Origin of the sequence: Paraburkholderia sp. GAS348 (genome assembly GCF_050434205.1) — a bacterium.
Classification (GTDB): Bacteria; Pseudomonadota; Gammaproteobacteria; order Burkholderiales; family Burkholderiaceae; genus Paraburkholderia.
Genome location: NZ_JBNPVT010000002.1, coordinates 497419 through 516588, shown reverse-complemented (window position 1 = coordinate 516588; position 19170 = coordinate 497419). Strand labels below are relative to the sequence as shown.

Sequence of the window (19170 nt, the reverse complement as noted above, 5' to 3'; positions counted from 1 at the left end):
TCTCCTTCGGCGTCGGGATGCTGATGTGGGGAATCGCTTCCGATTTCGCCGTCGCGCAGGCGCAGGAGGCCAATGCGGTCATGATAAAGAACTTCATGTTCTCGCCGATGTCGCTCACGGTCAAAACTGGTTCGACCGTGACCTGGAAAAATCTCGATGGCGAACCGCATGCGGTTGTCAACGATGCCGGCCTGTTCCACTCCGGCCCGCTCGATCAGAACGACACCTTCCAGTTCAAGTTCGATAAACCCGGCGTCTACAAGGTATTCTGCGGTATTCACCCGTATATGAAAGCGACGATTACCGTCAATTAGGTGCGCTGTCTCCCTGAGCTCATGCCGCCAGAGGTTGAGTAACTGTCCGGAAAAAGGCGCGAGAGGGGAGCTCCGTGCTGCGCACTATCAATGCAGGTGCGCAGCGCGGATTATCACGTTCCGAACTGTGACGTTGCACCGACTTAAGGTGTCGGCTTCGTCTGCCCGGTCTGCCCCAGGCCCATCACTGCACTTCTTTCAGCTTGATGTTTGGCGGCAACCTTTGCTTCCGCGGCCTGAATGTCGGCGGGGTAGTCAACCTCGTCGCCCTGGGCCGGGTTATACCCGGCCGCCTCCAGCTCTTCGAGTTCATGTCGCACTTCCGCGCGAGTGAGCTGATGTGCGTCAGGGGCAGACGAAGATTGCGCATAGACGCTGGCTGAAGTTGCCATCAGCACCGCGCCCGCGACAACCAATGCACGTAGTGGCCGGTCAACAAACTGATTCATTGGATCCGATTTCATGGTGATGCTCCTTGCTTCCTGGGATGCTGATTCCCGCGAAGATCGGCCTGCGCTGCACATGATGCGAGCGGTGGTGAGAGGACGGGACGCAGGCGTGCCGTCATCCGCCAGGGAAGATCAGGCGGGACGAAACGCATGTTCAATTGGTAGTGCTGTCCTTCATGGCTGCGCGCTGTTGCGCAAGATGCTCCTGCTTCACGCGGGCGACCTGCGCCGCGAAGATCGGATTGACATCCGGGTACGAGGTATCGGTGACATAGTTCAGGCCGTTCTGCTGCGCTTCGATCAATTCCTGATAGACCTCGGTGCGTGTTTTGCTCTGGGCAAATGCGCCCGATGACATTAGAACGGACAGCGACACGGCGGTAATAGCGAGTGTCTTCATTTTAGACTCCTGATAATAGTGTGCGATATGCAATGAGTAGACGCCGCTTCGTCATCGGATATTCCCGAATCTTCGATAAAAGCATTGGCCAGACTGTCCGCGTCAGCTTGCGATCAGCGACAAATATCGGATGGCCGGTCGGGGGCTTGGATTCAACCGGTCGACGCAATACCCTAGGCTGCCTGAGCAGCGGAGGTATTGAAATGAAGCAGAGACGGCGGATCTACTACACTGAAAGCCAGAAAGCGGTAATGTGGGAGCGCTGGCGCAAAGGCGAGTCGCTGCAACAGATTGCCCAGATGTTCGATCGAAACCATTCATCGGTGCAGGGCATTCTTTCGGAGACAGGCGGGATACAACCTGCCCAGAGGCACCGATCTAGGCTGGCTTTGACGCTCGCCGAGCGAGAGGAGATATCACGCTCAGTCGTATCCGGCGATTCAATTGTTTCGGTAGCAAACCGGCTCGGGCGCGCTCCTTCCACCGTCAGCCGGGAAATCAAGCGAAATGGTGGAAGCCAGGGCTATCGGGCGAATCGGGCCGACCAGCTTGCATGGGACCGGGCACGTCGGCCAAAGACATGCAAGCTGGTCGATAACCGGCCGCTGGCGCGACTTGTGGCAAGCAAGCTGGAACTGCAGTGGTCGCCCGAACAGATTGCCGGATGGCTCAAACACGCATATCCGGTCAACGAGGACTATCACGTGTCACACGAGACCATCTATCGAAGCCTCTACATACAGGCACGCGGAGCGTTAAAGAAGGAGCTACTCGAACATTTGCGCCGTTCGCGTGCCATGCGTCGGTCACGCCATCACACGATGAAGACGGAGACTCACGGCAGAATTCGTGACGCAGTTTCGATCAGCGAACGCCCCGCTGCGGTTGAGGACCGTGCGATTCCCGGCCACTGGGAAGGCGATCTGTTGTTCGGCGACGCGAGCAGCCAGATTGCAACGCTTGTTGAACGCCAGACCCGGTTCGTGATGCTGGTAAAAACCACCGGGAAGGATACCGAAACTGTCGTCAACGCTCTGATCAATCACGCCGTTAAACTGCCGCAGGAGCTATACAAATCGCTAACCTGGGATCGCGGGAAGGAATTGGCCGGCCACAAGCGCTTCACTGTGGCGACGGATATCAAGGTCTATTTTTGCGATCCTCATGCGCCATGGCAGCGCGGATCGAACGAAAACACCAATGGGCTGCTAAGACAGTACTTTCCAAGGGAATGGATATTTCGACGTATTCGCAGTCGAAACTTAATGCGGTTGCCAGGCGACTTAACGAGCGACCAAGAAAAACACTAAACTTCCAGACACCGGCCGAACGGTTTTATCAATGTATTGCGTCGACCGGTTGAATCCAAGGGGCATGTCGGCCGTCCGCGGGGGGCGCCGTTCCACCGGCAGGGTTACGTTCGCGGGGGAGAAAGTGCGTCGTTGTGACTTTCAGCGCGGATACAATGTCTTTGAAATCGCTCATCCATCTGCCCGCGCTCGAGGGCGTCGCCAGCCGGTATTGGGGGGAATCAGACGAGGGGCGTCGGATTATGCATTGGACCGGGCATGGGGAGGACTTGACTGGCGGCTCAAGCCGGAGATAATCCACGGCGGCGGCCTTGGTTAGCTCGATGAAATAGAATCAGCCGAGGCTTTTCCCTAGGATTTCTCTGCACACGCGTATCGATCACATGACCTTCGCGAGCTACGCCAGAGTAATACTAGGCGATTTTGATCGTCGGGGAATAAAAACGACGTGCCGGCGGTCTTATAACTGTCGGTCACGGATTGCGGTTGTTACTGCAGGAATTTCACATGGCCGATCCAGTCAGTGCGCAGCGCTTTGAGAAGCTCGTGTTACCTCATATGAATTCGGCCTTCAATGTTGCGCGATGGCTGACGCATAACGACCAGGATGCCCAGGACGTGGTGCAGGAGGCGTATCTGCGCGCGTTCCGGTTTTTTGGCGGATTCCGCGGTGACGATGCGCGCGCCTGGTTGTTAAGCATCGTGCGCAATGCCTTCTACACCTGGTATCAGCAGAACCGGGGCCAGGCACCGGATACGTTGGAGTTTGAGGAAGATATGCATAGTCTTGAGACGAGTACCGCTGATCACGACGACAGTCCTGAAGCGATGCTCATACGCAGCCAGAGCCAGAGGCGGGTACACAAGGCGTTGCAGAGTCTGCGTCTGGAATACCGTGAGGTGATCGTGCTGCGGGAGCTGGAAGAATTGTCGTACAAGGAAATCGCCACCATTGTGGGCATCCCGATGGGGACGGTGATGTCGCGCCTCGGGCGCGGCCGCCAGCAACTTGCGGCGCTGCTCGCCCCGACGGATCAGGAGGCATGATGGATCACGAACAGGCCTTCGAATTGCTGCCAGGCTATCTCGACCAGGAATTGAGCCTGTCCGAGGCGCTCGAATTCGAGCGCCATATGGCAGGCTGCGAGCAGTGTCAGCAGGTCTACTCGCAGCACCGCCAGGTGAGTGCGCAGCTCAAGCAGGCGGATTTGCGCGTCGAGGCGCCCGCGGAACTGGTGAAGCGCATCAAGGCGGCGTTGCCGGGGCGGCCATCGCTTTGGCAACGGCTGGTTGAGCTGTTCGGTTGGCGCAGCGGCGGTGGGTCATTCGGCTGGGCACCAGTTGGCGCGATGGTGATGAGTGTGGTCGCATTGACGTGGAGCGCAGGGTTGTACCTTTCGGTGCCGTCGAGCGACACGCGCCTGAGCCAGGAACTCGTGGACAACCATATCCGCTCGTTGCAGTTCAACCACCTCTCGGATGTGATTTCAACCGACCGGCACACGGTGAAACCGTGGTTTGACGGCAAGCTGGACTTTGCGCCACCGGTGGTCGATCTGGCGCAGCAGGGATATCCCCTGGTCGGTGGGCGGCTGGATTACCTGGACGGGCGGCCGGTCGCCGTGATGGTCTATCGGTACAAGCTGCACCCGATCAATCTTTATGTATGGCCGGGCGACGACGCGGGCGCCACGCCTCATATCTACCAGCGGCAGGGCTATCATCTCGCGCACTGGAGTGCTGCAGGAATGAATTACTGGGCAATTACCGATGCCGGGGACATGGAGCTGAACGGCTTCATCTCGGATCTGCGAGCGCATCCCGCTTCCTAGCTGTTGTCATGCCTGAGGCATCTGGGACGCCTTGGACAGCACGCGGACGGGAACCGGGTCATGCCGGCCTTTCAGGTGTGCATCAAGCTGCGGCAGATCTGCCGCCGAAACGCCGGCATACTGGAATACCTGCTCGGACACGATAGCGTCGCAAGCGATTTCCTTTGTCAGTTCTTCAAGTCTTGAGGCCACATTCAGTGGGTCACCAATTGCCGTGAATGTCACATGCTCGCGAAAGCCAATCTCACCCATTACAGCCCGGCCGCAATGCAATCCAATGCCAAACCGGATAGGCGTTTGCAACTGCTGTTCGAGCGCAGCGTTGAGTTGATCAATGTTGGCTGCCACCAGCGGCACCGCGCAGAGCGCCTGGCGACAAGCAATGGCTGGCTCGCCGCGTAAGCCAAAGATCGCGAGCACAGCGTCGCCCATGAACTGGTTTGGTATACCGCCCGCCTGGACCACCGCTGCACAGACAGCGCTCAGGAAACGACTGACTACGAATATGCTGTCGAACGGTAGTTGCGCCGCCGCAAGCTGTGTGGAACCTCGCATGTCCACGAACATGAACGCCGCGAATCGCTCTTGCGGCATGACGTCCTGCTGACGCCGTTGCAGGAAAGCCGTGGATGCGGCCGGCGGCACCAATGGCCACACGGAGAGATCGTGGATCGGCCGCAACTGGCACGCAAGGCGCACGGTCTGCGAGTCAACGCCCAGTCGCTCCAGGACGCGCCGCTCCGCCTCGGCTGGGGTGGGCAGCGGCACATCGCTGAGTACGCGCACCCTGCACAATGTGCAGCGAGCACGGCCACCGCACGTGCTGGCATGGGGCACTCCGGCCATCCGGCTAGCTTCCAGCACCGAGAATCCGAGCGGTGCGAATACCCTACGCCCCTCCGGATACAAGATGCAGAGCCGTCCGTGCCGGCGCTCCCGGACCGTGCGCAGCAGCCGCGCCCCGAGTACCAGCAGCAGCGCGCCACCATCGAAGAGCAAAAAGTCGTTGCGCAGATCGGCGAGCCAGAGATTTTGCAATCCTGTCCCGACGACTGTTGACCGAGTCGCCGCAGCGCGCCAGACGGGATCCTGCGCAAGCGCGATCACTTCCCGTCCGCCTTGCAGGAAGCCTAGCAATGCGAGCACCGGGAGCAGCACGGCGACACTCAGCAGCACGCTGCGCCACGCTCCAAACCATGGCTTCAACCGCAACCAGAACCAGACGCCGCAACATCCATGCGACCAGGCGACCACCAACAGCACCAACTGTGCCCGGCCGAAGAACGGCGAAGCGATCCAGAACGAGTACAACAACTGCGCGTAACCCTTGTTCAGGCCGAACGCGGCAAATGCGACCCGCGTATTGGCGAGATGGTTGGCTAGCAGCGGCGGAATGCATAGACCGAGGACGAGCTGCGTCGCCTCACCCCGATTCCAATGCACCGAGCGCCGCTCATACAGAGCCCACAGCCCCAGGAAGAAGTGCGTCACGAGCGCGCTGTATAGCACGCCTGTTCCCAGCCATCCCTGCCAGATAAACTTCTGTACAAGCAGACCACGCTCCAGCCACGCGAGCGAGATATTCCCTAGCGAGTGATTCAGGAGGTGTGCCGCTACATAGGTGAACAACACCAGTCCGGTGGTCAGCCGAACCGATCGCACTCCCGCCGGCCGCCATCTTTGAATACTGGGAAAGCGCAACATGCTCTGCTCTCCACCCTCTCGATCAAAGGCATTTCGTTAGGAGATCGACCGGCGAGGCTCGGTTCGATGTGGTTGCAATGGGTGTTTAGTCATGCATCCATCGTCTTGTCGCCAAGGTCGCGGAGTTCTTTGAGAAACACCAGCTTGGACCGGGCTTGCTTGCGACGCCAAATCGGGCGACTACGTGCCTCGACACTTCTACTGTGGAGCTTGATCTTTCAAAGCGTGCCTTCAAGAATATTACTACTGTCGATCAAGCGACTGACTAAACTGAGCGCACGCCCTTTGCTGAACGCACCGAGACTAGCAGGATGATCCCGGCCAGCAGGTACTGCGCGACCACCATATACATGCTGTAGACCATACTGCCGCTGTGCTGTGTGATCAGCCCGTTGATCGCCGGGCTCGCCGCTGGACCAAGGTTGCCGAGGCTGCTGACGAGTGCGATGCCTGCGGCGGCAGCCCCTGCGGACAGAGACTCGCTAACGAGCGTGAAGAAAACTGGCGTCGCAGCAGCGATGCCGATCACGGCGAAGGACAGCGCCATCAGCCCGCCCACCAGGTTGCCCTGAAGCAGCGTGGTGCTCCACAGGCCGAGTGCCGCGACGGCAACACAGGCCGCGAAATGCCAGCGGCGCTCATGCAGCCGGTCAGAGCTGCGCCCAATCAGGATCATGCCAATCACGCCACATCCGTTCGGGAATACCGCCAGGGTGCCGACCACCAGTACGTCCTTGACTCCCCAACTCTGGATTAAGGTCGGAGCCCAGAACACTATTGTGTAGGTCGCCCCGAGCAGCAGAAAATACACCAGCGACAGCAGCCAGACCTTAGGATTGCGCAGGATCTCCCCCAACTTCGCGTGGATCTCGCCATGAGCATCATTTCTGTCGTGTTCGAGACTGTAATACACGAGGTCCTTCTCGGCGGGCAAAAGCCATTTCGCGTCCGCTGGTTTGTCCTCCAGAAACAGGAAAACAAGAATACCGAGTACTACCGCGGGAAGTCCCTGAAGCAGAAACAGCCACTGCCAGCCGGACAAGCCGTTGACACCATGCAGGTACTTCAGGATCGCGCCGTTCAGCGGCCCCGCGATCACGCTGACAATGGTTGTCGCCGACATGAAGATTGCGATCGCCTGGCCGCGACGCGCCGACGGATACCACCATGTGAAGTACAGAATGATGCCGGGGAAGAAGCCTGCCTCGAAGACGCCAAGCAGGAAGCGGGCGATATAGAACTCGGTAGGCGTTGCGACGAACATTGTCGCCGCAGCGACGATGCCCCAGCACACCATGATCCGCAGCAACGTCTTGCGCGCACCGATTCTCGCTAGTAGCAGGTTGCTTGGAACTTCGAAAAGAAAGTAGCCGAGAAAGAAGATGCCGGCGCCGAGGCCATAGACCGCGTTGTTCCACGGCAGCGTCTGTTTCATCTGTAGCTGCGCATAGCCGATGTTGACGCGATCCAGGTAAGCGATCATGTACGAGACCACCAGTATCGGCATAATCCGCCAACTGATCTTTAGAAACACTGCATCGGTCGCCTTGGCCAACGAGGATTGCGATGGCGGAGCGCTAGTAATTGCGCCAGATTTCATGACTTGTCTCCTTCCGGGCTTAAGCCTGGTGTCGTCGCGGCCGGTATACCCCGACCGCTGTCGTCTGGGAACGTTCAGAACGAGTGGCGAATGCCGAGGTCGGCGGCGAACTGGGAACCAGGTACGCCAAAGAGCGCGCCGTTGATCGCGAGGCCGGTGTTCATGCCCCCATGATTGTTGACGTAGGCGACCTGGCTATAGAGCGTGGTGCGCTTTGACAGCGAGTAGTCAACGCCGAGCGAGCCGAGGATCGAATGGTTGTTCGAGTTGTTGCCGTCGCGGGTATACCAGGCGCCGCCGTCGAGGGAGAGGGCGGGTGTGAGCTTGTAGGCGAGGCCGCCGGAGATCACGCGGTTGTCGAAGGAGCCGGCGACCTTGTAGAGCGTGTAAGTGGCTTTGACAGTCAGGCGGTCGAAGTAGTAGGTGGCGCCGATGTTGCGCCCGGAGAAGGCGATGGTGCTAGGGTTCGGGATGGTGGCCGCGGAGCCGCCGGAGTTGCCGTTATACATTGCGGCGGTGATCAGCAAGCCGCTGTAGTGATATGTGAGCCCGGCTGAATACTGCTGTCCGGCCTGGAAGTTACCCGGAGACCCACCGAATGCGTACATCGCGCGGCCCTGGATGCCAGCGATCTCGGGCGACGTGTACATAACGGAGTTGGGGTTGAAGAGGCCGGTGACGATCACGTTATCGACGTAGCTGACGAGCCCGCTGCCAAACTGCTTGAGGTCCCGGGGGTCGTTCGCGAAGATGGACAACAGGAAAGGCGAAAACTGAAGGCCCGCGGTGAGGGTGCCGAAGCCGCCGGTGACGCCGACCCAAGCTTGGCGGCCAAAGAAGTTGCCGTTGGAGTTCCCGAATCCCCCGTTGGAGATGTCAATGCCGCTTTCGAGGGTGAAGATGGCGGCGAGTCCGCCGCCGAGATCCTCGGTTCCGCGCAGGCCGAAGCGCGACGCGTTTTCGCCTGCGGATTCAAAGGAAAACTGGTGTCCTTCGCTGGCACCGGTGGCGAGGTTGGCCGTCTTGCTGGTATAGAGGATCGAGGCGTCGGTGATGCCGTAGAGGGTGATACTACTTTGCGCCTGAGCGGCGGGTGCGCTGGCGAATGTGACGGCTAGTGTGCAGGCGCCGCCGACGGCGGCGTCTCGAATGGCACGAATGGTGGGAATCTTTTTCGTCATGAAAGGTGTCTCCTTTAGTTCATAGTATGTAAATGAATGGCGTGATACCGGGGTGAACGGCGGTGTGATTCGGTGTTGTCGCGTTGAGTGGAGCGTCGCGGGTAGACGCGATCAGACTGACAATCTGTATATGTCGTCGTACACTTTGGATGCCTAATCATGACCAAACAACTTGCCGTTCTTTTCATCCGCGGTTTGGCAGATCAAATCGGAACTGAGTACCCGCCACCTGACAAACAGTCCCGCGCAAAACGACGAATCTCCGTGTTCCTTCTTTTACTGCCAAGAGATCCAGACCACGTGGCGCGACGATCATCTTGCGTAGATCGTGGTCGATTCGACAGCGTTGCCGTTGCACAATCTCTGGTTCCTATTTACGCGCAATTCACGCGTGGGAACTTGACTCGTGCCGCCGGAATTTGTACTTTGCGCGCCACATCTCGTCAGGCAGCGTGCCAGCTAGCCGGATCATCTTCGACGGCCCCGTTCAACACTTGCGTCGCGGCATGCGGCAAGCCCTGCAAGACAAAATGGTCGCGAATGAGACCCCGCGCCAAATGTGCATACTCTTTCATTCGACAACGCGATACCATCGGGTAAATTCCCTCTCGTAGCGAACCGTCTCAAGTGACGATCTGTATATAGAATGCAAGGCTACCTACCCAGTGTTGTGTTGACCGGAGCTGCTGCTCTGCTTGAGGTACTCGGCGTTCAACCCGAGTTGGTTGCGGCCGGAACGGATCTGCCGGAGCTAGCGCTCCGTTCCGCGGATGTGCCGATCCGGGGTGCGCAAGTGCTTCGATTCCTTTCGCTAGCTGCCGAAGTTACGCAATGCCGGAACTTTGGACTGAGGCTCGCCGAATATCAGGGCCTGGCGGTCCTGGGGCCGATTCTTGTCATGATGCATGGTGCGCGTACCATCGGAGAGGCAATGGATACGCTTGCGGAGTTCTACGTACTACATACATCGATGTCTTCTGTACGGGCGGTGCGGGACGATCAGGGGATGGTTTTGACTTACGATCTTGAAAACGCTTCCGGTCCCGGAGAGGTTCAGGCAGTTGAACTGGGTCTCGCTAACGGTATGCAGTATTTGCGTACCATCTGCGGTACCGCCTGGCAGCCGGCCGTTGTGCAATTCCGTCATTCGGCGCCTGCGGACTGCACAATGCACAGGCGCACGTTCGGAGCATCCCTCGAGTTCGATCAGGACAGAAACGCGATTGTCCTCGATCGCGGTACGATGACGCGTCCGGTGACACAACTTCGCCGTAACGCGCATCGTGTGCTCGAGGCACATTTGCGGCGAGAAAGAGCCCGGGTGGAGGCGCTTTGGGTGGTGCGCACGCAAACGATGATTCGCGCACTTTTGCCTTTCACCGACAGTTCGCTCAACGCCATAGCGCGAGCGCTCGCAATGTCTCCGCGCTCCTTGCAACGTCGGCTCTCAGAGGCCCGCACGACGTTCGATGAACTGCGAGAACAAGTTCGTGAAGATCTCGCACTGAAGTATGTGCAGCAGTCGAACCTGCGTCTCGCTGAGATCTCTGAACTGCTCGGTTATTCGCAGCAAAGCGCGTTTAGCCGTGCGTTCAAGCGACTGCGGGGCGTCACGCCCCGGCAGTTTCGCGCGATGCGTCACGGAGCCGACCCCGGACGCTCTGCTGAGTAGCAATAGGCCGCCTTGGGTTTCACGCAACGACGAACGTTGGATTCAGGAATGCCGGATCAGGATATTGATAGAAACCGCGTCCCGCCAGTTCACCGAGATGCCCTGTGTCTATGAAATGAGTTTTCACGTATTCCGCAATGCGCCCATGCGTCGAATCACCCGACCGTTCCGCAAGCGCGCGGGTCACGTTATAGACGGTCGTCATGCCGATCCTGTCGAGAACGCCGAAAGGGCCAATTCGATCCTCCTTGGCAATCATCCACGCCTTGTCGATCGTCTGAACATCTGCAACTTCGTTGACCAGCAGACCCAGCGCGGCGACCAGCATAGGCACGAGCATTGTGTTCAGCAGGCAGCCGGGCTGCTCCTTGTGCAGCGGCAAAGGGACCATGCCGATGCGAGGTGCAAACTCAACCACGCGCGCGAATACGGCGGGGTCGGTGCCCGCATGCCCCATGATTTCCGCAATATTGTGCTTCCAGATCTCGTTCGCGAAATGCAGGCTCAGCACGCGCTCGGGCCGGTCGGTGAACATGGCGAACTGGCTCGGCACCAGTGTCGACGAGTTGCTCGCAAAGATGGTACTGGCCGGCGCTACAGCCGACAGCGAACGGTAGAAAGACTGCTTGATTGCCAGATCCTCGGGGATCGCTTCGATGACGAGGTCCGTGTCGGCGACGGCCGAACCGAGGTCGGTATTGCCCGCGATGCGTGCCAGCGTGGCTTCGATCTGCTCGCGAGACGCGCCGAGGTCCGCAGCGTAGACGCGCCCTAGCGCATCAAAACGGGCGTTCGCGCGATCGAGGCAGGCGGTATCGACGTCGTAGGCTACGACGTCGATACCGGAAAACGCGCACTGAAAGGCGATCTGCGCGCCCAGCACGCCGGTGCCGGCCACCATGACGCGTGCGATCGGCTGATTGTCGTTTGGGGAATGAGTAGGCATGAGTGACGGGTAGGGTGCGTATCGTAGATCGGATGGGTCGGATCTTTTGCCGGTGAGAGAATTCACGCCAACGGCGAGGCGGCGAGATGGTCGAGCAGCAATGGGATGATCCGGTCCGGCGCTTCTTCCGGGAGCCAGTGACTTGCCCCCTCAAGTATTTCGAAACGGTAGGGCCCGTCGACAAAGCCCCCCGTGAGCAGTGCGGCTTCGCGGCCCAGGGCGCGGTCTTCGGATCCCCAAACGTAGAGTGTCGGGACGACAATGCGGCCTGCGGGATAAGTCAGGTCGTCGGGGAGCGCGCGATACCAGTTCAACGTCGCGGAAAGCGCGCCTGGTTCGCTGAGACGCCGCACGTTTTCGTCCACGAGCGAAGTTGGAACGCGTCCGGCGTATGCGGCCCGCAGCGCCGCTGCTCCGTCCGCCAGCAGGCGTTGCTCTGCTGCACCCCCTGGTTGACGAAAGGCACGAACATAATCCAGGCGCTGGTATTGGTCTTCATGTTGGAGCGCCGCTTGCAGCGCTAACGGATGTGGCGTCGCCAGCACGGACAGCGAATTCATGCGGTGTGCATGTGTCGAGGCGAGCCCCCATGCAACCAGTCCGCCCCAATCGTGGGCAATCAGATGGAAGCGTCCTGCGCCCAGTTGATTGGCGAATGTCAGGGCGTCCGAGTGGAGATGCCCGGCTGCATAGGACGCAATGTCTTTCGGCCGGGCGTTTTCAGCGTAACCGCGCTGATCCACAGCGACTGCCCGGTAGCCTGCTGCGCCGAGCGCGGCCAGAATCTCGCGCCAACAGTCGGCGAATTCCGGCCATCCATGCAGCAGGAGAACGCACTCCCCGCTCCGCGGCCCCGCGGCCAGAGCTGTGTGGGTATGCGGCCCGCAGACCAGTGTCAGCTCTTCCACGGGCGGAAGCGGTGCTGAGGGTGCAAGGTGAGTCATCGGCGTGATCTCCGTGAGGCAGAAGCGTGGATCATGTGTGTCGACGTCGCTTAACGGCTACCCTGGCAGCCGATCAGGTCGATCTCGGGCAACTCATTGGCTTTGCAGTAGTCCTGATAGCGGCTCAAAGCCGTCCGCCACGTCTCGACGAACGTGACCTTGCCGTCTTCGTCGAGGAAGTGGAGCTCACCGGTCGACACCACGAGCGCCATACCATTGTCGTCGTCGGAGAGATTCGTGAACGAGTGTGACGACTCCGAGGGCTCAAACACGAAATCGCCGGCTTGCGCGATCCAATCGTGCTGGTCGTATTTCCAGCGACCACTGAGGGTGTAGACCATCACCGTACCGGTATGGCGATGAATATGCGCGCCTTCGCCTTTGGCCGCCTTCATGAGCAGGACCACTTCGCCCGTGACGGGGTTGATTTTGAAGTACTTGAGTAGAATCTTGTCGTTGATCGGCGCGAAGGGAACCCACGGTGTGGAGTTTCCACCGATATGGACCGTGTCGATCGCGGAAACATCGTTGAGGGCTTGAGTAGCTTCTGCGTTCATGGAATGAGTCTCCGATTGTGTTGGGGGCTGGGCGTGCGCAGCGTGAACCGTGCGCAATCTCCAGTGCCTATTCAATCGCAAATCGTCCGTGGGAACTTGACCTGTGCCGCCCGATTTTGTACTTTACGCGCCAGGTCTTTCTTCCCTAGACCGGAAGGAAAGTGCGGTCCTGTAAAAGCCGATCGGTGAGCGCTCCATGGAAGTGGAGCCATCTGTCAATGTGAAGCTGGCGACATATGTAAGCGCCTAGCTCGATTGCCATCCTCCTCAATATCGCGTCAAAAGCTATGGTGATAGTGCAGAGGATTATTAGCGAGGTGGACGCGGCGGCGTAAAGTAGTGAGCTGCCTGTACGCGGAGCTCGCCTTGATTGAATCGATGAGGGTCTGCTGCATGGATGTCTCCAACCTGTGGCCTGCTGACTTCGCGGTGGTTATGAAGGGAATGAGCTCCGATGGCTTGATGCAACTGCTTTGCCGGTTGCCTTCGTGCAGCACCCATTGTTATGGTCGGGTGCCCGGTGGGGTGAAGGTGGCCGTTCTGGCGCAGCGGTCTCGTATTTGATCCGCCGCGCGCCTCTGTTGTTTATCCCAAGTCGCTCGCCAACTCCGGCACCACGGTGAACAGATCGCCCACCAGACCATAATCGGCGACGCTGAAAATCGGCGCTTCCGGGTCCTTGTTGATCGCCACGATGGCCTTCGAGTCCTTCATGCCGGCCAGATGCTGGATCGCGCCCGAGATGCCGACAGCAATGTACAGTTGCGGTGCGACGATCTTGCCGGTCTGGCCGACCTGATAGTCGTTCGGCACGAAGCCAGCATCTACTGCCGCACGCGAGGCGCCCAGCGCTGCGTTCAGCTTGTCCGCCAGTGGCTCCAGAACCTTCGTGTAGTTCTCGCCATTGCCAAGACCCCGGCCACCCGAGACAATGATCTTCGCCGAGGTCAACTCCGGACGGTCCAGCTTCGTCACTTCACGGCTCACGAACTGCGACAGGCCCGTGTCAGCTGCGGCTTCGATCTTCTCGACCGTTGCGCTGCCGCCTTCTGCTGCCACCGGGTCGAAACCGGTCGTGCGAACCGTGATGACCTTGATCGGATCAGCCGATTGAACCGTCGCGATCGCGTTACCCGCGTAGATCGGGCGCTCGAACGTATCGGCGCTGTCCACTGCGGTGATGTCGCTGATCTGCGCGACGTCGAGCTTCGCGGCGATACGCGGCGCGATGTTCTTGCCGTAGGCGGTCGCCGGCGTGAGGATGTGCGTATAGTCCTTCGCGATGTTCATCACGGTTGCCTGGACGTTTTCCGCCAGACCCGCTTCGAGTTGCGCTGCGTCAGCCAGCAACACCTTCGAAACACCTGCAATCTTCGCTGCAGCATCCGCCGCAGCCTGTGCGTTGTGCCCTGCCACCAGCACATGGATATCGGCACCAATCTTCTGCGCGGCTGCAATCGTGTTCAGCGTCGCGGCCTTGATCGACGCATTATCGTGTTCAGCAATTACCAGATTCGTCATTTCGTCCGTCTCCTCACAGCACCTTGGCTTCGGTCTTCAGCTTCTCGACCAGCGTCTTCACATCCGGCACCTTCACACCGGCGGAGCGCTTCGGCGGCTCGACGACTTTCAGCGTCTTCAGGCGCGGCGTCACATCAACACTGAGGTCTTCCGGCTTGATGACTTCCAGCGGCTTCTTCTTCGCCTTCATGATGTTCGGCAGCGTCACGTAGCGCGGCTCGTTCAGGCGCAGATCGGTGGTGATCACGGCCGGCAGGCTCAGCGACAGCGTTTCAGCACCGCCGTCCACTTCGCGCGACACAGTAGCCTTGCCGTCAGCGACGACAACCTTCGAGGCAAACGTAGCTTGCGGCAGGTTCGCCAGTGCAGCCAGCATCTGGCCGGTCTGGTTCGAATCGTCGTCGATGGCCTGCTTGCCGAGGATCACCAGCTGCGGCTGTTCCTTGTCGACCAGCGCCTTGAGCAGCTTGGCGACCGCCAGCGGCTGCAGGTCTTCGCCCGACTCGATCAGGATCGCGCGGTCCGCGCCGATTGCCAGCGCCGTGCGCAGCGTTTCCTGCGCTTGCGTGACACCCGCCGACACGGCGACCACTTCGGTCGCCACGCCCGCTTCGCGCAGACGCACGGCTTCTTCAACCGCGATTTCGTCGAACGGATTCATCGACATTTTCACGTTCGTGAGATCAACGCCACTGCCGTCGGACTTCACTCGAACTTTCACGTTGTAGTCGACCACTCTCTTGACTGGCACCAGTATCTTCATGCTGCTCTCCTTAAATTGATGATCGACGTCCGCACGATCCGTGCGACGTCCATAAACTTGGATCAGTTGATTCCCCCCCGCGCCAGCGCCTGCCGCACGTCGCATGTCGTTCTCATGCGATTCAAAATGTCGGCGAGCGGTTAGATCCGGTCGGCGAACGCGAGCGACTGCCCCGCGGCGAGCAGACCCTGCGACCCGTCGCCGGAGGCGCCCATTGCGAGGGCCGCGGCGAGTTGCGAACCTGTAGTGAGGCACAATGCGGCGTCAAACGACGCCGTCAGCCTTCAACCGTGAGAGCCGTTCGTCCGACAGACCGAGCAGCGACTTGAGAACATCCTTCGTGCCTTCCCCGAGTTGCGGCGGTGCGCTTCGTACCGGCAAGCGTGCACCGTCGAAGCGGTACGGCGGAGCGAGGACGTGCGTGCTGCCGGCCTCCGGATGCGGCTGCGTCGTCACGAGCCCGGCGTCCGTCGCGCGCTTCGAGGTGAGCGCCTCGTGAAGACCGAGCACTTCGCCACAGGGGATGCCGGCCTGAACCAAGCGCTCCAGCAACACCCCGCGCGCTCTCCGGCCGATCTCGCGCTTGAGTTCGGGCACGAGAGCCTCGCGGTTCGCCGCACGGCCGATGTTCGTCTGGAAGCGCTCGTCTTCGGCAAGGTCCGGACGTCCAATCACGTCGCGACAGAAACGCGTGAACTGACTGTTGTTGCCGACCGTGATGACGAGCGGTCCATCGGTCGCATCGAATACGCCGTAGGGTACGATCGAAGGATGCGCGTTGCCGTAACGCGGCGGGTCTTCGCCCATGATCAGCGCTTCCAGCCCGTAATACGACGTGATCATCAGGCCACAATCGAACAGCGCCATTTCGATGTGGCGTCCCTTACCGGTCTTCTGGCGCTCGAACAGCGCTGCGAGTACCGCCTGGGCCGAGTACATCCCGGTGAACAGGTCAACAACAGCAACGCCGAACTTCAGAGGCGGTTGATCGGCTTCGCCGTTGAGCGCCATCAGCCCAGCCTCGCCCTGAACCACCAGATCGTAGCCGGGACGCGCAGCTTCCGGTCCTGTGCGGTCATAGCCGGAGATCGAGCAGTAGATCAGGTCCCCATGTTCCCGTTTCAGTTGCTCGTATCCGAGGCCCAGCTTTTCCGCGCCGCCGAACTTGAAGTTCTGGATCACGACGTCGCACTTCTGCGCCAGCTCCCGCGCGATCTGCTGGCCCTCGGTGGTTTGCAGGTCGAGGCTTACGGAGCGCTTGTTGCGGTTGACGCTGTTGAAATACGCCGTCTCGGTCGAACCGACGCGCAGGCCCCAATCGCGGGTATCGTCGCCGCGCTTCGGGTGCTCGACCTTGATAACTTCGGCGCCGAGGTCGCCCAGCACCATGGCACACCACGGTCCGGCAAGTATCCGGGAGAGATCGAGAACGCGAATGCCGGCGAGTGGCAGTGAGGAGGGAAGGTTAGACATGGCAAATCCAGGTTGACAGGGGGACATAGCGAGGAGGTCACTTCTAGTGCGACTGCTCGGCTGTCTCGCGACGCAAGGTGAAGAAGTCGGCGAAACGTTTGTCGAAGAAGGTGCGAATGCCTGCGGCGGCCTCGTCCATGGTCTTAACTCCGGCCGAGCGCACTATAGCGCTCGAGATGATGGTCTTCGTCGCCCAGTTGATGGTCGATCATGACGAGGCGCTTGGCGTAATGCGCGAGCGGCAGTTCCCACGTCATGCCGATGCCGCCATGCAACTGAATACACTCCTCGGCGACGATCGCTCCGATACGGCCGATGCTGTACTTCGCTGCCGACAGCGAGCGCTCACGCGCGACGCAGCCCGTACCGAGCGCGGCGGCGGCGTTGATGACCGCCGAGCGCGCCTGCTCGATTTCCAGCAGCAGATCGGCCATGCGGTGCTGCAGTGCCTGGAAGCTGCCGATCGCGACGCCGAACTGCTTGCGCATGCGCAGATATTCGAGCGTGAAGTCCTTCGCGACATCCATCGCGCCGAGTGCCTCCGCACACAGCGCCAGCACGCCGAACCCGATGCTGTGTTCGAGTGTCGCGAATCCCGCGTCTTGCGGGCCGAGCAATGTACCGTCGCCGACATTTACGTCGTCGAGCACGACTTCGGCGGCCCGTCCGCCATCGATCTTGCGATAACCTCGTACCGTGAGGCCCGCTGCATCGCGCGGGACGAGAAAGAGCGAGATGCCGTCTTCGGCACCGTCGGCGCCGCTCGTGCGCGCTGAGACGAGCAGGACGCCGGCCTCTTCGGCCTGCTGCACGACAGCCTTGGCACCGGCCAGTACCCAACCGTTCGCACGGCGCACGGCACGCGTTGTCACGTTGGATAGCTCGTAATGCGAGCCGGGCTCGTCATGTGCGAGTGCTGCGACAACGCTGCCGTCAATCAGATTCGCAATGAGCGCTTTCTGCGCATCGTTGCCTGCGTGGGTGATAGCCTGTCCGACGATCAGTGCGCCGAGGAACGGTTCGACCACAAGGCCGCGTCCTAGGCTCTCGAACACGACTGCGATATCGAAGCCGTCGCCGCCGAAGCCCCCCTCGGCCTCGTTGAACAACGCGCCGATAATGCCCAGCTCCGCGAATTGGCCCCACAGTTCGCGGCTAAATCCCAAGTCGCTGCGCGCGAGCCTGTCGCGCGTCTCGAAGCCGTACTGTTCGCTGACAAATCGGTTCAACGTATCCGCCAGCATGCGGCGGTCTTCGGTATGTTGAAAATTCATGGAGAGCGCCCCTTACAGTCCCAGGATCATCTTCGAGATGATGTTTTTCTGGATTTCGTTGGAGCCGCCGAAGATCGACAGCTTGCGGTTGTTGAAGTAGAGCGCGGCCGCGCTCGCGGCTTCTTCGGGGCCGACGGGCGGTTCGTCGTAGCCGTCGTGAAGCGCGTCCTCGATGAACGGCTGCGCATACGGCCCCATCGCACGGCGCAACAGCGACGAGATCTCCTGGCGAATTTCGGTGCCGCGAATCTTCAGCATTGAGCTTTCTGCGCCCGGCACGCCGCCACCCGCCACCGCCGCGATCACTCGCAGGTTGGTGGTCTTCATGTTTTCCAGGTCGATCTCGACGCGTGCGAGACGCGTCGCGAAGAGCGGATCGTCGGCAAGCGGCCGGCCGTTGCGCAGAACCTTCGCCGCGACCTTGCGCAGACGCTCCAGCGCTGCGGCCGAGAAGCCGACCCCCGCGATATTGGTGCGCTCGTAAGTCAGCAGGTACTTCGCGTAGGTCCAGCCCTTGTTCTCTTCACCGACGAGGTTTTCCAACGGCACGCGCACGTCGGTGAAGAACACTTCGTTGATCTCGTGTTCGCCGTCGAGCGTGATGATCGGGCGCACTTCAACGCCCGGGCTCTTCATGTCCACGAGCAGGAAGCTGATACCTTCCTGCTTGCGCGCATCGGTTGCCGTGCGCACCAGGCAGAAAATCATGTTTGCGTGCTGGCCGAGCGTGGTCCACGTTTTCTGGCCGTTGATGATGTAGTGCGAACCGTTCGCATCGGTGCCGCGCACGGCGGTGGTCTTGACCGCTGCGAGGTCGGAGCCGGCACCCGGTTCCGAATAGCCCTGGCACCACCAGTCGGAACCATCGAGAATGCGCGGCAGCCAGTAGCGCTTTTGAGCGTCGCTGCCGTACTTGATGAGCACCGGCCCGAGCATGTTCACGCCGAACGGCACGATGCGCGGAGCGCCCGCGAGTGCACATTCGTTCTCAAAGATGAACTTCTGCACGGCGTTCCAGCCCGGGCCGCCGTATTGCTCGGGCCAGTGGTTGGCGAGCCAGCCCTGCTCGTTCAGGATGGCGTGCCATTCGACCATGTCGGCGCGCGTGAGCCGCTTGCCGTGGCGGACCTTGTCAGAGAGCCGCTGCGGCAGCTTTATCTGCAGGAAGTGCACGATGCGCTCGCGAAAGGCTTCCTCTTCGCGCGTGAAATTCAGATCCATGATTTGGCT

17 protein-coding genes and 1 pseudogene are annotated in these 19170 nt (G+C 60.2%); 5 read left to right on the top strand and 13 right to left on the bottom strand.

The features are described from left to right. Positions 1 to 17 precede the first annotated feature (17 nt). Entirely contained in the window at positions 18 to 314 is a 297-nt protein-coding gene (locus P3T22_RS05310; protein WP_429324466.1) for a cupredoxin domain-containing protein, read from the top strand. A 143-nt stretch (positions 315 to 457) separates the two neighbouring features. Here the strand turns inward: P3T22_RS05310 and P3T22_RS05305 are convergent, their stop codons facing one another. Beyond that, a complete protein-coding gene (locus P3T22_RS05305; protein WP_429324432.1) occupies positions 458 to 778 on the bottom strand; it encodes a DUF4148 domain-containing protein in 321 nt (106 codons plus the stop codon). A 139-nt stretch (positions 779 to 917) separates the two neighbouring features. Next, positions 918 to 1163: a DUF4148 domain-containing protein gene (locus P3T22_RS05300; RefSeq protein WP_429324431.1), complete on the bottom strand. Its 246-nt coding sequence runs from the start codon at positions 1161 to 1163 to the stop codon at positions 918 to 920. Positions 1164 to 1366: 203 nt separating this feature from the next. Between P3T22_RS05300 and P3T22_RS05295 the strand changes: the two are divergent. From P3T22_RS05295 to P3T22_RS05285, 3 genes and pseudogenes are all read left to right on the top strand, one after another. Continuing rightward, positions 1367 to 2526 (top strand): annotated as a pseudogene (locus P3T22_RS05295) (IS30 family transposase). 454 nt (positions 2527 to 2980) lie between these two features. Continuing rightward, entirely contained in the window at positions 2981 to 3520 is a 540-nt protein-coding gene (locus P3T22_RS05290; RefSeq protein ID WP_429324430.1) for a sigma-70 family RNA polymerase sigma factor, read from the top strand. After that, positions 3520 to 4305 (top strand): anti-sigma factor family protein, encoded by a 786-nt coding sequence (locus tag P3T22_RS05285; protein ID WP_429324429.1) that lies wholly within the window; start codon positions 3520 to 3522, stop codon positions 4303 to 4305. Before P3T22_RS05290 ends, P3T22_RS05285 begins: the two co-directional genes overlap by 1 nt. A gap of 6 nt (positions 4306 to 4311) precedes the next feature. On the opposite strand, the gene P3T22_RS05280 is transcribed toward P3T22_RS05285, so the two are convergent. The 3 genes from P3T22_RS05280 to P3T22_RS05270 all read right to left on the bottom strand — a co-directional run bounded on the left by P3T22_RS05280 (position 4312) and on the right by P3T22_RS05270 (position 8790). Continuing rightward, positions 4312 to 6009: an adenylate/guanylate cyclase domain-containing protein gene (locus P3T22_RS05280; RefSeq protein WP_429324428.1), complete on the bottom strand. Its 1698-nt coding sequence runs from the start codon at positions 6007 to 6009 to the stop codon at positions 4312 to 4314. A 265-nt stretch (positions 6010 to 6274) separates the two neighbouring features. Next, positions 6275 to 7609 (bottom strand): MFS transporter, encoded by a 1335-nt coding sequence (locus tag P3T22_RS05275; RefSeq protein ID WP_429324427.1) that lies wholly within the window; start codon positions 7607 to 7609, stop codon positions 6275 to 6277. Between the two features lie 74 nt (positions 7610 to 7683). Beyond that, on the bottom strand, positions 7684 to 8790 hold the full coding sequence (locus P3T22_RS05270) for a porin (RefSeq protein WP_429324426.1): 1107 nt from the start codon (positions 8788 to 8790) through the stop codon (positions 7684 to 7686). Between the two features lie 646 nt (positions 8791 to 9436). On the opposite strand from P3T22_RS05270, the gene P3T22_RS05265 reads away from it, so the two are divergent. Continuing rightward, a complete protein-coding gene (locus P3T22_RS05265; protein WP_429324425.1) occupies positions 9437 to 10462 on the top strand; it encodes an AraC family transcriptional regulator in 1026 nt (341 codons plus the stop codon). Positions 10463 to 10481: 19 nt separating this feature from the next. Here P3T22_RS05265 and P3T22_RS05260 read toward each other — a convergent pair whose 3' ends face one another. The 8 genes from P3T22_RS05260 to P3T22_RS05225 all read right to left on the bottom strand — a co-directional run bounded on the left by P3T22_RS05260 (position 10482) and on the right by P3T22_RS05225 (position 19161). Beyond that, positions 10482 to 11408, bottom strand: coding sequence for a 3-hydroxyacyl-CoA dehydrogenase (locus P3T22_RS05260; protein WP_429324424.1), 927 nt, complete (start codon positions 11406 to 11408; stop codon positions 10482 to 10484). 62 nt (positions 11409 to 11470) lie between these two features. Further along, positions 11471 to 12352, bottom strand: coding sequence for an alpha/beta fold hydrolase (locus P3T22_RS05255; RefSeq protein WP_429324423.1), 882 nt, complete (start codon positions 12350 to 12352; stop codon positions 11471 to 11473). Positions 12353 to 12402: 50 nt separating this feature from the next. Continuing rightward, the gene (locus tag P3T22_RS05250) at positions 12403 to 12909 is read right to left on the bottom strand and encodes a 2,4'-dihydroxyacetophenone dioxygenase family protein (RefSeq protein ID WP_429324422.1); all 507 of its coding nucleotides are present in this window, start codon (positions 12907 to 12909) and stop codon (positions 12403 to 12405) included. Positions 12910 to 13494: 585 nt separating this feature from the next. Beyond that, the gene (locus tag P3T22_RS05245) at positions 13495 to 14430 is read right to left on the bottom strand and encodes an electron transfer flavoprotein subunit alpha/FixB family protein (protein WP_429324421.1); all 936 of its coding nucleotides are present in this window, start codon (positions 14428 to 14430) and stop codon (positions 13495 to 13497) included. A gap of 13 nt (positions 14431 to 14443) precedes the next feature. Continuing rightward, complete coding sequence (locus P3T22_RS05240; protein ID WP_429324420.1) at positions 14444 to 15193, bottom strand: electron transfer flavoprotein subunit beta/FixA family protein; 750 nt, start codon at positions 15191 to 15193, stop codon at positions 14444 to 14446. A gap of 264 nt (positions 15194 to 15457) precedes the next feature. Then, positions 15458 to 16666, bottom strand: a complete 1209-nt coding sequence (locus P3T22_RS05235) for a CaiB/BaiF CoA transferase family protein (RefSeq protein ID WP_429324419.1) — start codon at positions 16664 to 16666, stop codon at positions 15458 to 15460. A 143-nt stretch (positions 16667 to 16809) separates the two neighbouring features. After that, positions 16810 to 17940, bottom strand: coding sequence for an acyl-CoA dehydrogenase family protein (locus P3T22_RS05230; RefSeq protein ID WP_429324418.1), 1131 nt, complete (start codon positions 17938 to 17940; stop codon positions 16810 to 16812). 12 nt (positions 17941 to 17952) lie between these two features. Next, complete coding sequence (locus P3T22_RS05225; RefSeq protein ID WP_429324417.1) at positions 17953 to 19161, bottom strand: acyl-CoA dehydrogenase family protein; 1209 nt, start codon at positions 19159 to 19161, stop codon at positions 17953 to 17955. Positions 19162 to 19170: the final 9 nt, after the last annotated feature.

Bases quoted from the DNA above. Each gene is read 5' to 3' on its own strand.
- P3T22_RS05255 (WP_429324423.1), bottom strand. From the start codon at position 12,352: ATGACTCACCTTGCACCCTCAGCACCGCTTCCGCCCGTGGAAGAGCTG.
- P3T22_RS05310 (WP_429324466.1), top strand. From the start codon at position 18: ATGCTGATGTGGGGAATCGCTTCCGATTTCGCCGTCGCGCAGGCGCAG.
- P3T22_RS05275 (WP_429324427.1), bottom strand. From the start codon at position 7,609: ATGAAATCTGGCGCAATTACTAGCGCTCCGCCATCGCAATCCTCGTTG.
- P3T22_RS05265 (WP_429324425.1), top strand. From the start codon at position 9,437: ATGCAAGGCTACCTACCCAGTGTTGTGTTGACCGGAGCTGCTGCTCTG.
- P3T22_RS05305 (WP_429324432.1), bottom strand. From the start codon at position 778: ATGAAATCGGATCCAATGAATCAGTTTGTTGACCGGCCACTACGTGCA.
- P3T22_RS05260 (WP_429324424.1), bottom strand. From the start codon at position 11,408: ATGCCTACTCATTCCCCAAACGACAATCAGCCGATCGCACGCGTCATG.
- P3T22_RS05250 (WP_429324422.1), bottom strand. From the start codon at position 12,909: ATGAACGCAGAAGCTACTCAAGCCCTCAACGATGTTTCCGCGATCGAC.
- P3T22_RS05285 (WP_429324429.1), top strand. From the start codon at position 3,520: ATGGATCACGAACAGGCCTTCGAATTGCTGCCAGGCTATCTCGACCAG.
- P3T22_RS05280 (WP_429324428.1), bottom strand. From the start codon at position 6,009: ATGTTGCGCTTTCCCAGTATTCAAAGATGGCGGCCGGCGGGAGTGCGA.
- P3T22_RS05290 (WP_429324430.1), top strand. From the start codon at position 2,981: ATGGCCGATCCAGTCAGTGCGCAGCGCTTTGAGAAGCTCGTGTTACCT.
- P3T22_RS05245 (WP_429324421.1), bottom strand. From the start codon at position 14,430: ATGACGAATCTGGTAATTGCTGAACACGATAATGCGTCGATCAAGGCC.
- P3T22_RS05240 (WP_429324420.1), bottom strand. From the start codon at position 15,193: ATGAAGATACTGGTGCCAGTCAAGAGAGTGGTCGACTACAACGTGAAA.
- P3T22_RS05270 (WP_429324426.1), bottom strand. From the start codon at position 8,790: ATGACGAAAAAGATTCCCACCATTCGTGCCATTCGAGACGCCGCCGTC.
- P3T22_RS05300 (WP_429324431.1), bottom strand. From the start codon at position 1,163: ATGAAGACACTCGCTATTACCGCCGTGTCGCTGTCCGTTCTAATGTCA.
- P3T22_RS05230 (WP_429324418.1), bottom strand. From the start codon at position 17,940: ATGAATTTTCAACATACCGAAGACCGCCGCATGCTGGCGGATACGTTG.
- P3T22_RS05235 (WP_429324419.1), bottom strand. From the start codon at position 16,666: ATGTCTAACCTTCCCTCCTCACTGCCACTCGCCGGCATTCGCGTTCTC.
- P3T22_RS05225 (WP_429324417.1), bottom strand. From the start codon at position 19,161: ATGGATCTGAATTTCACGCGCGAAGAGGAAGCCTTTCGCGAGCGCATC.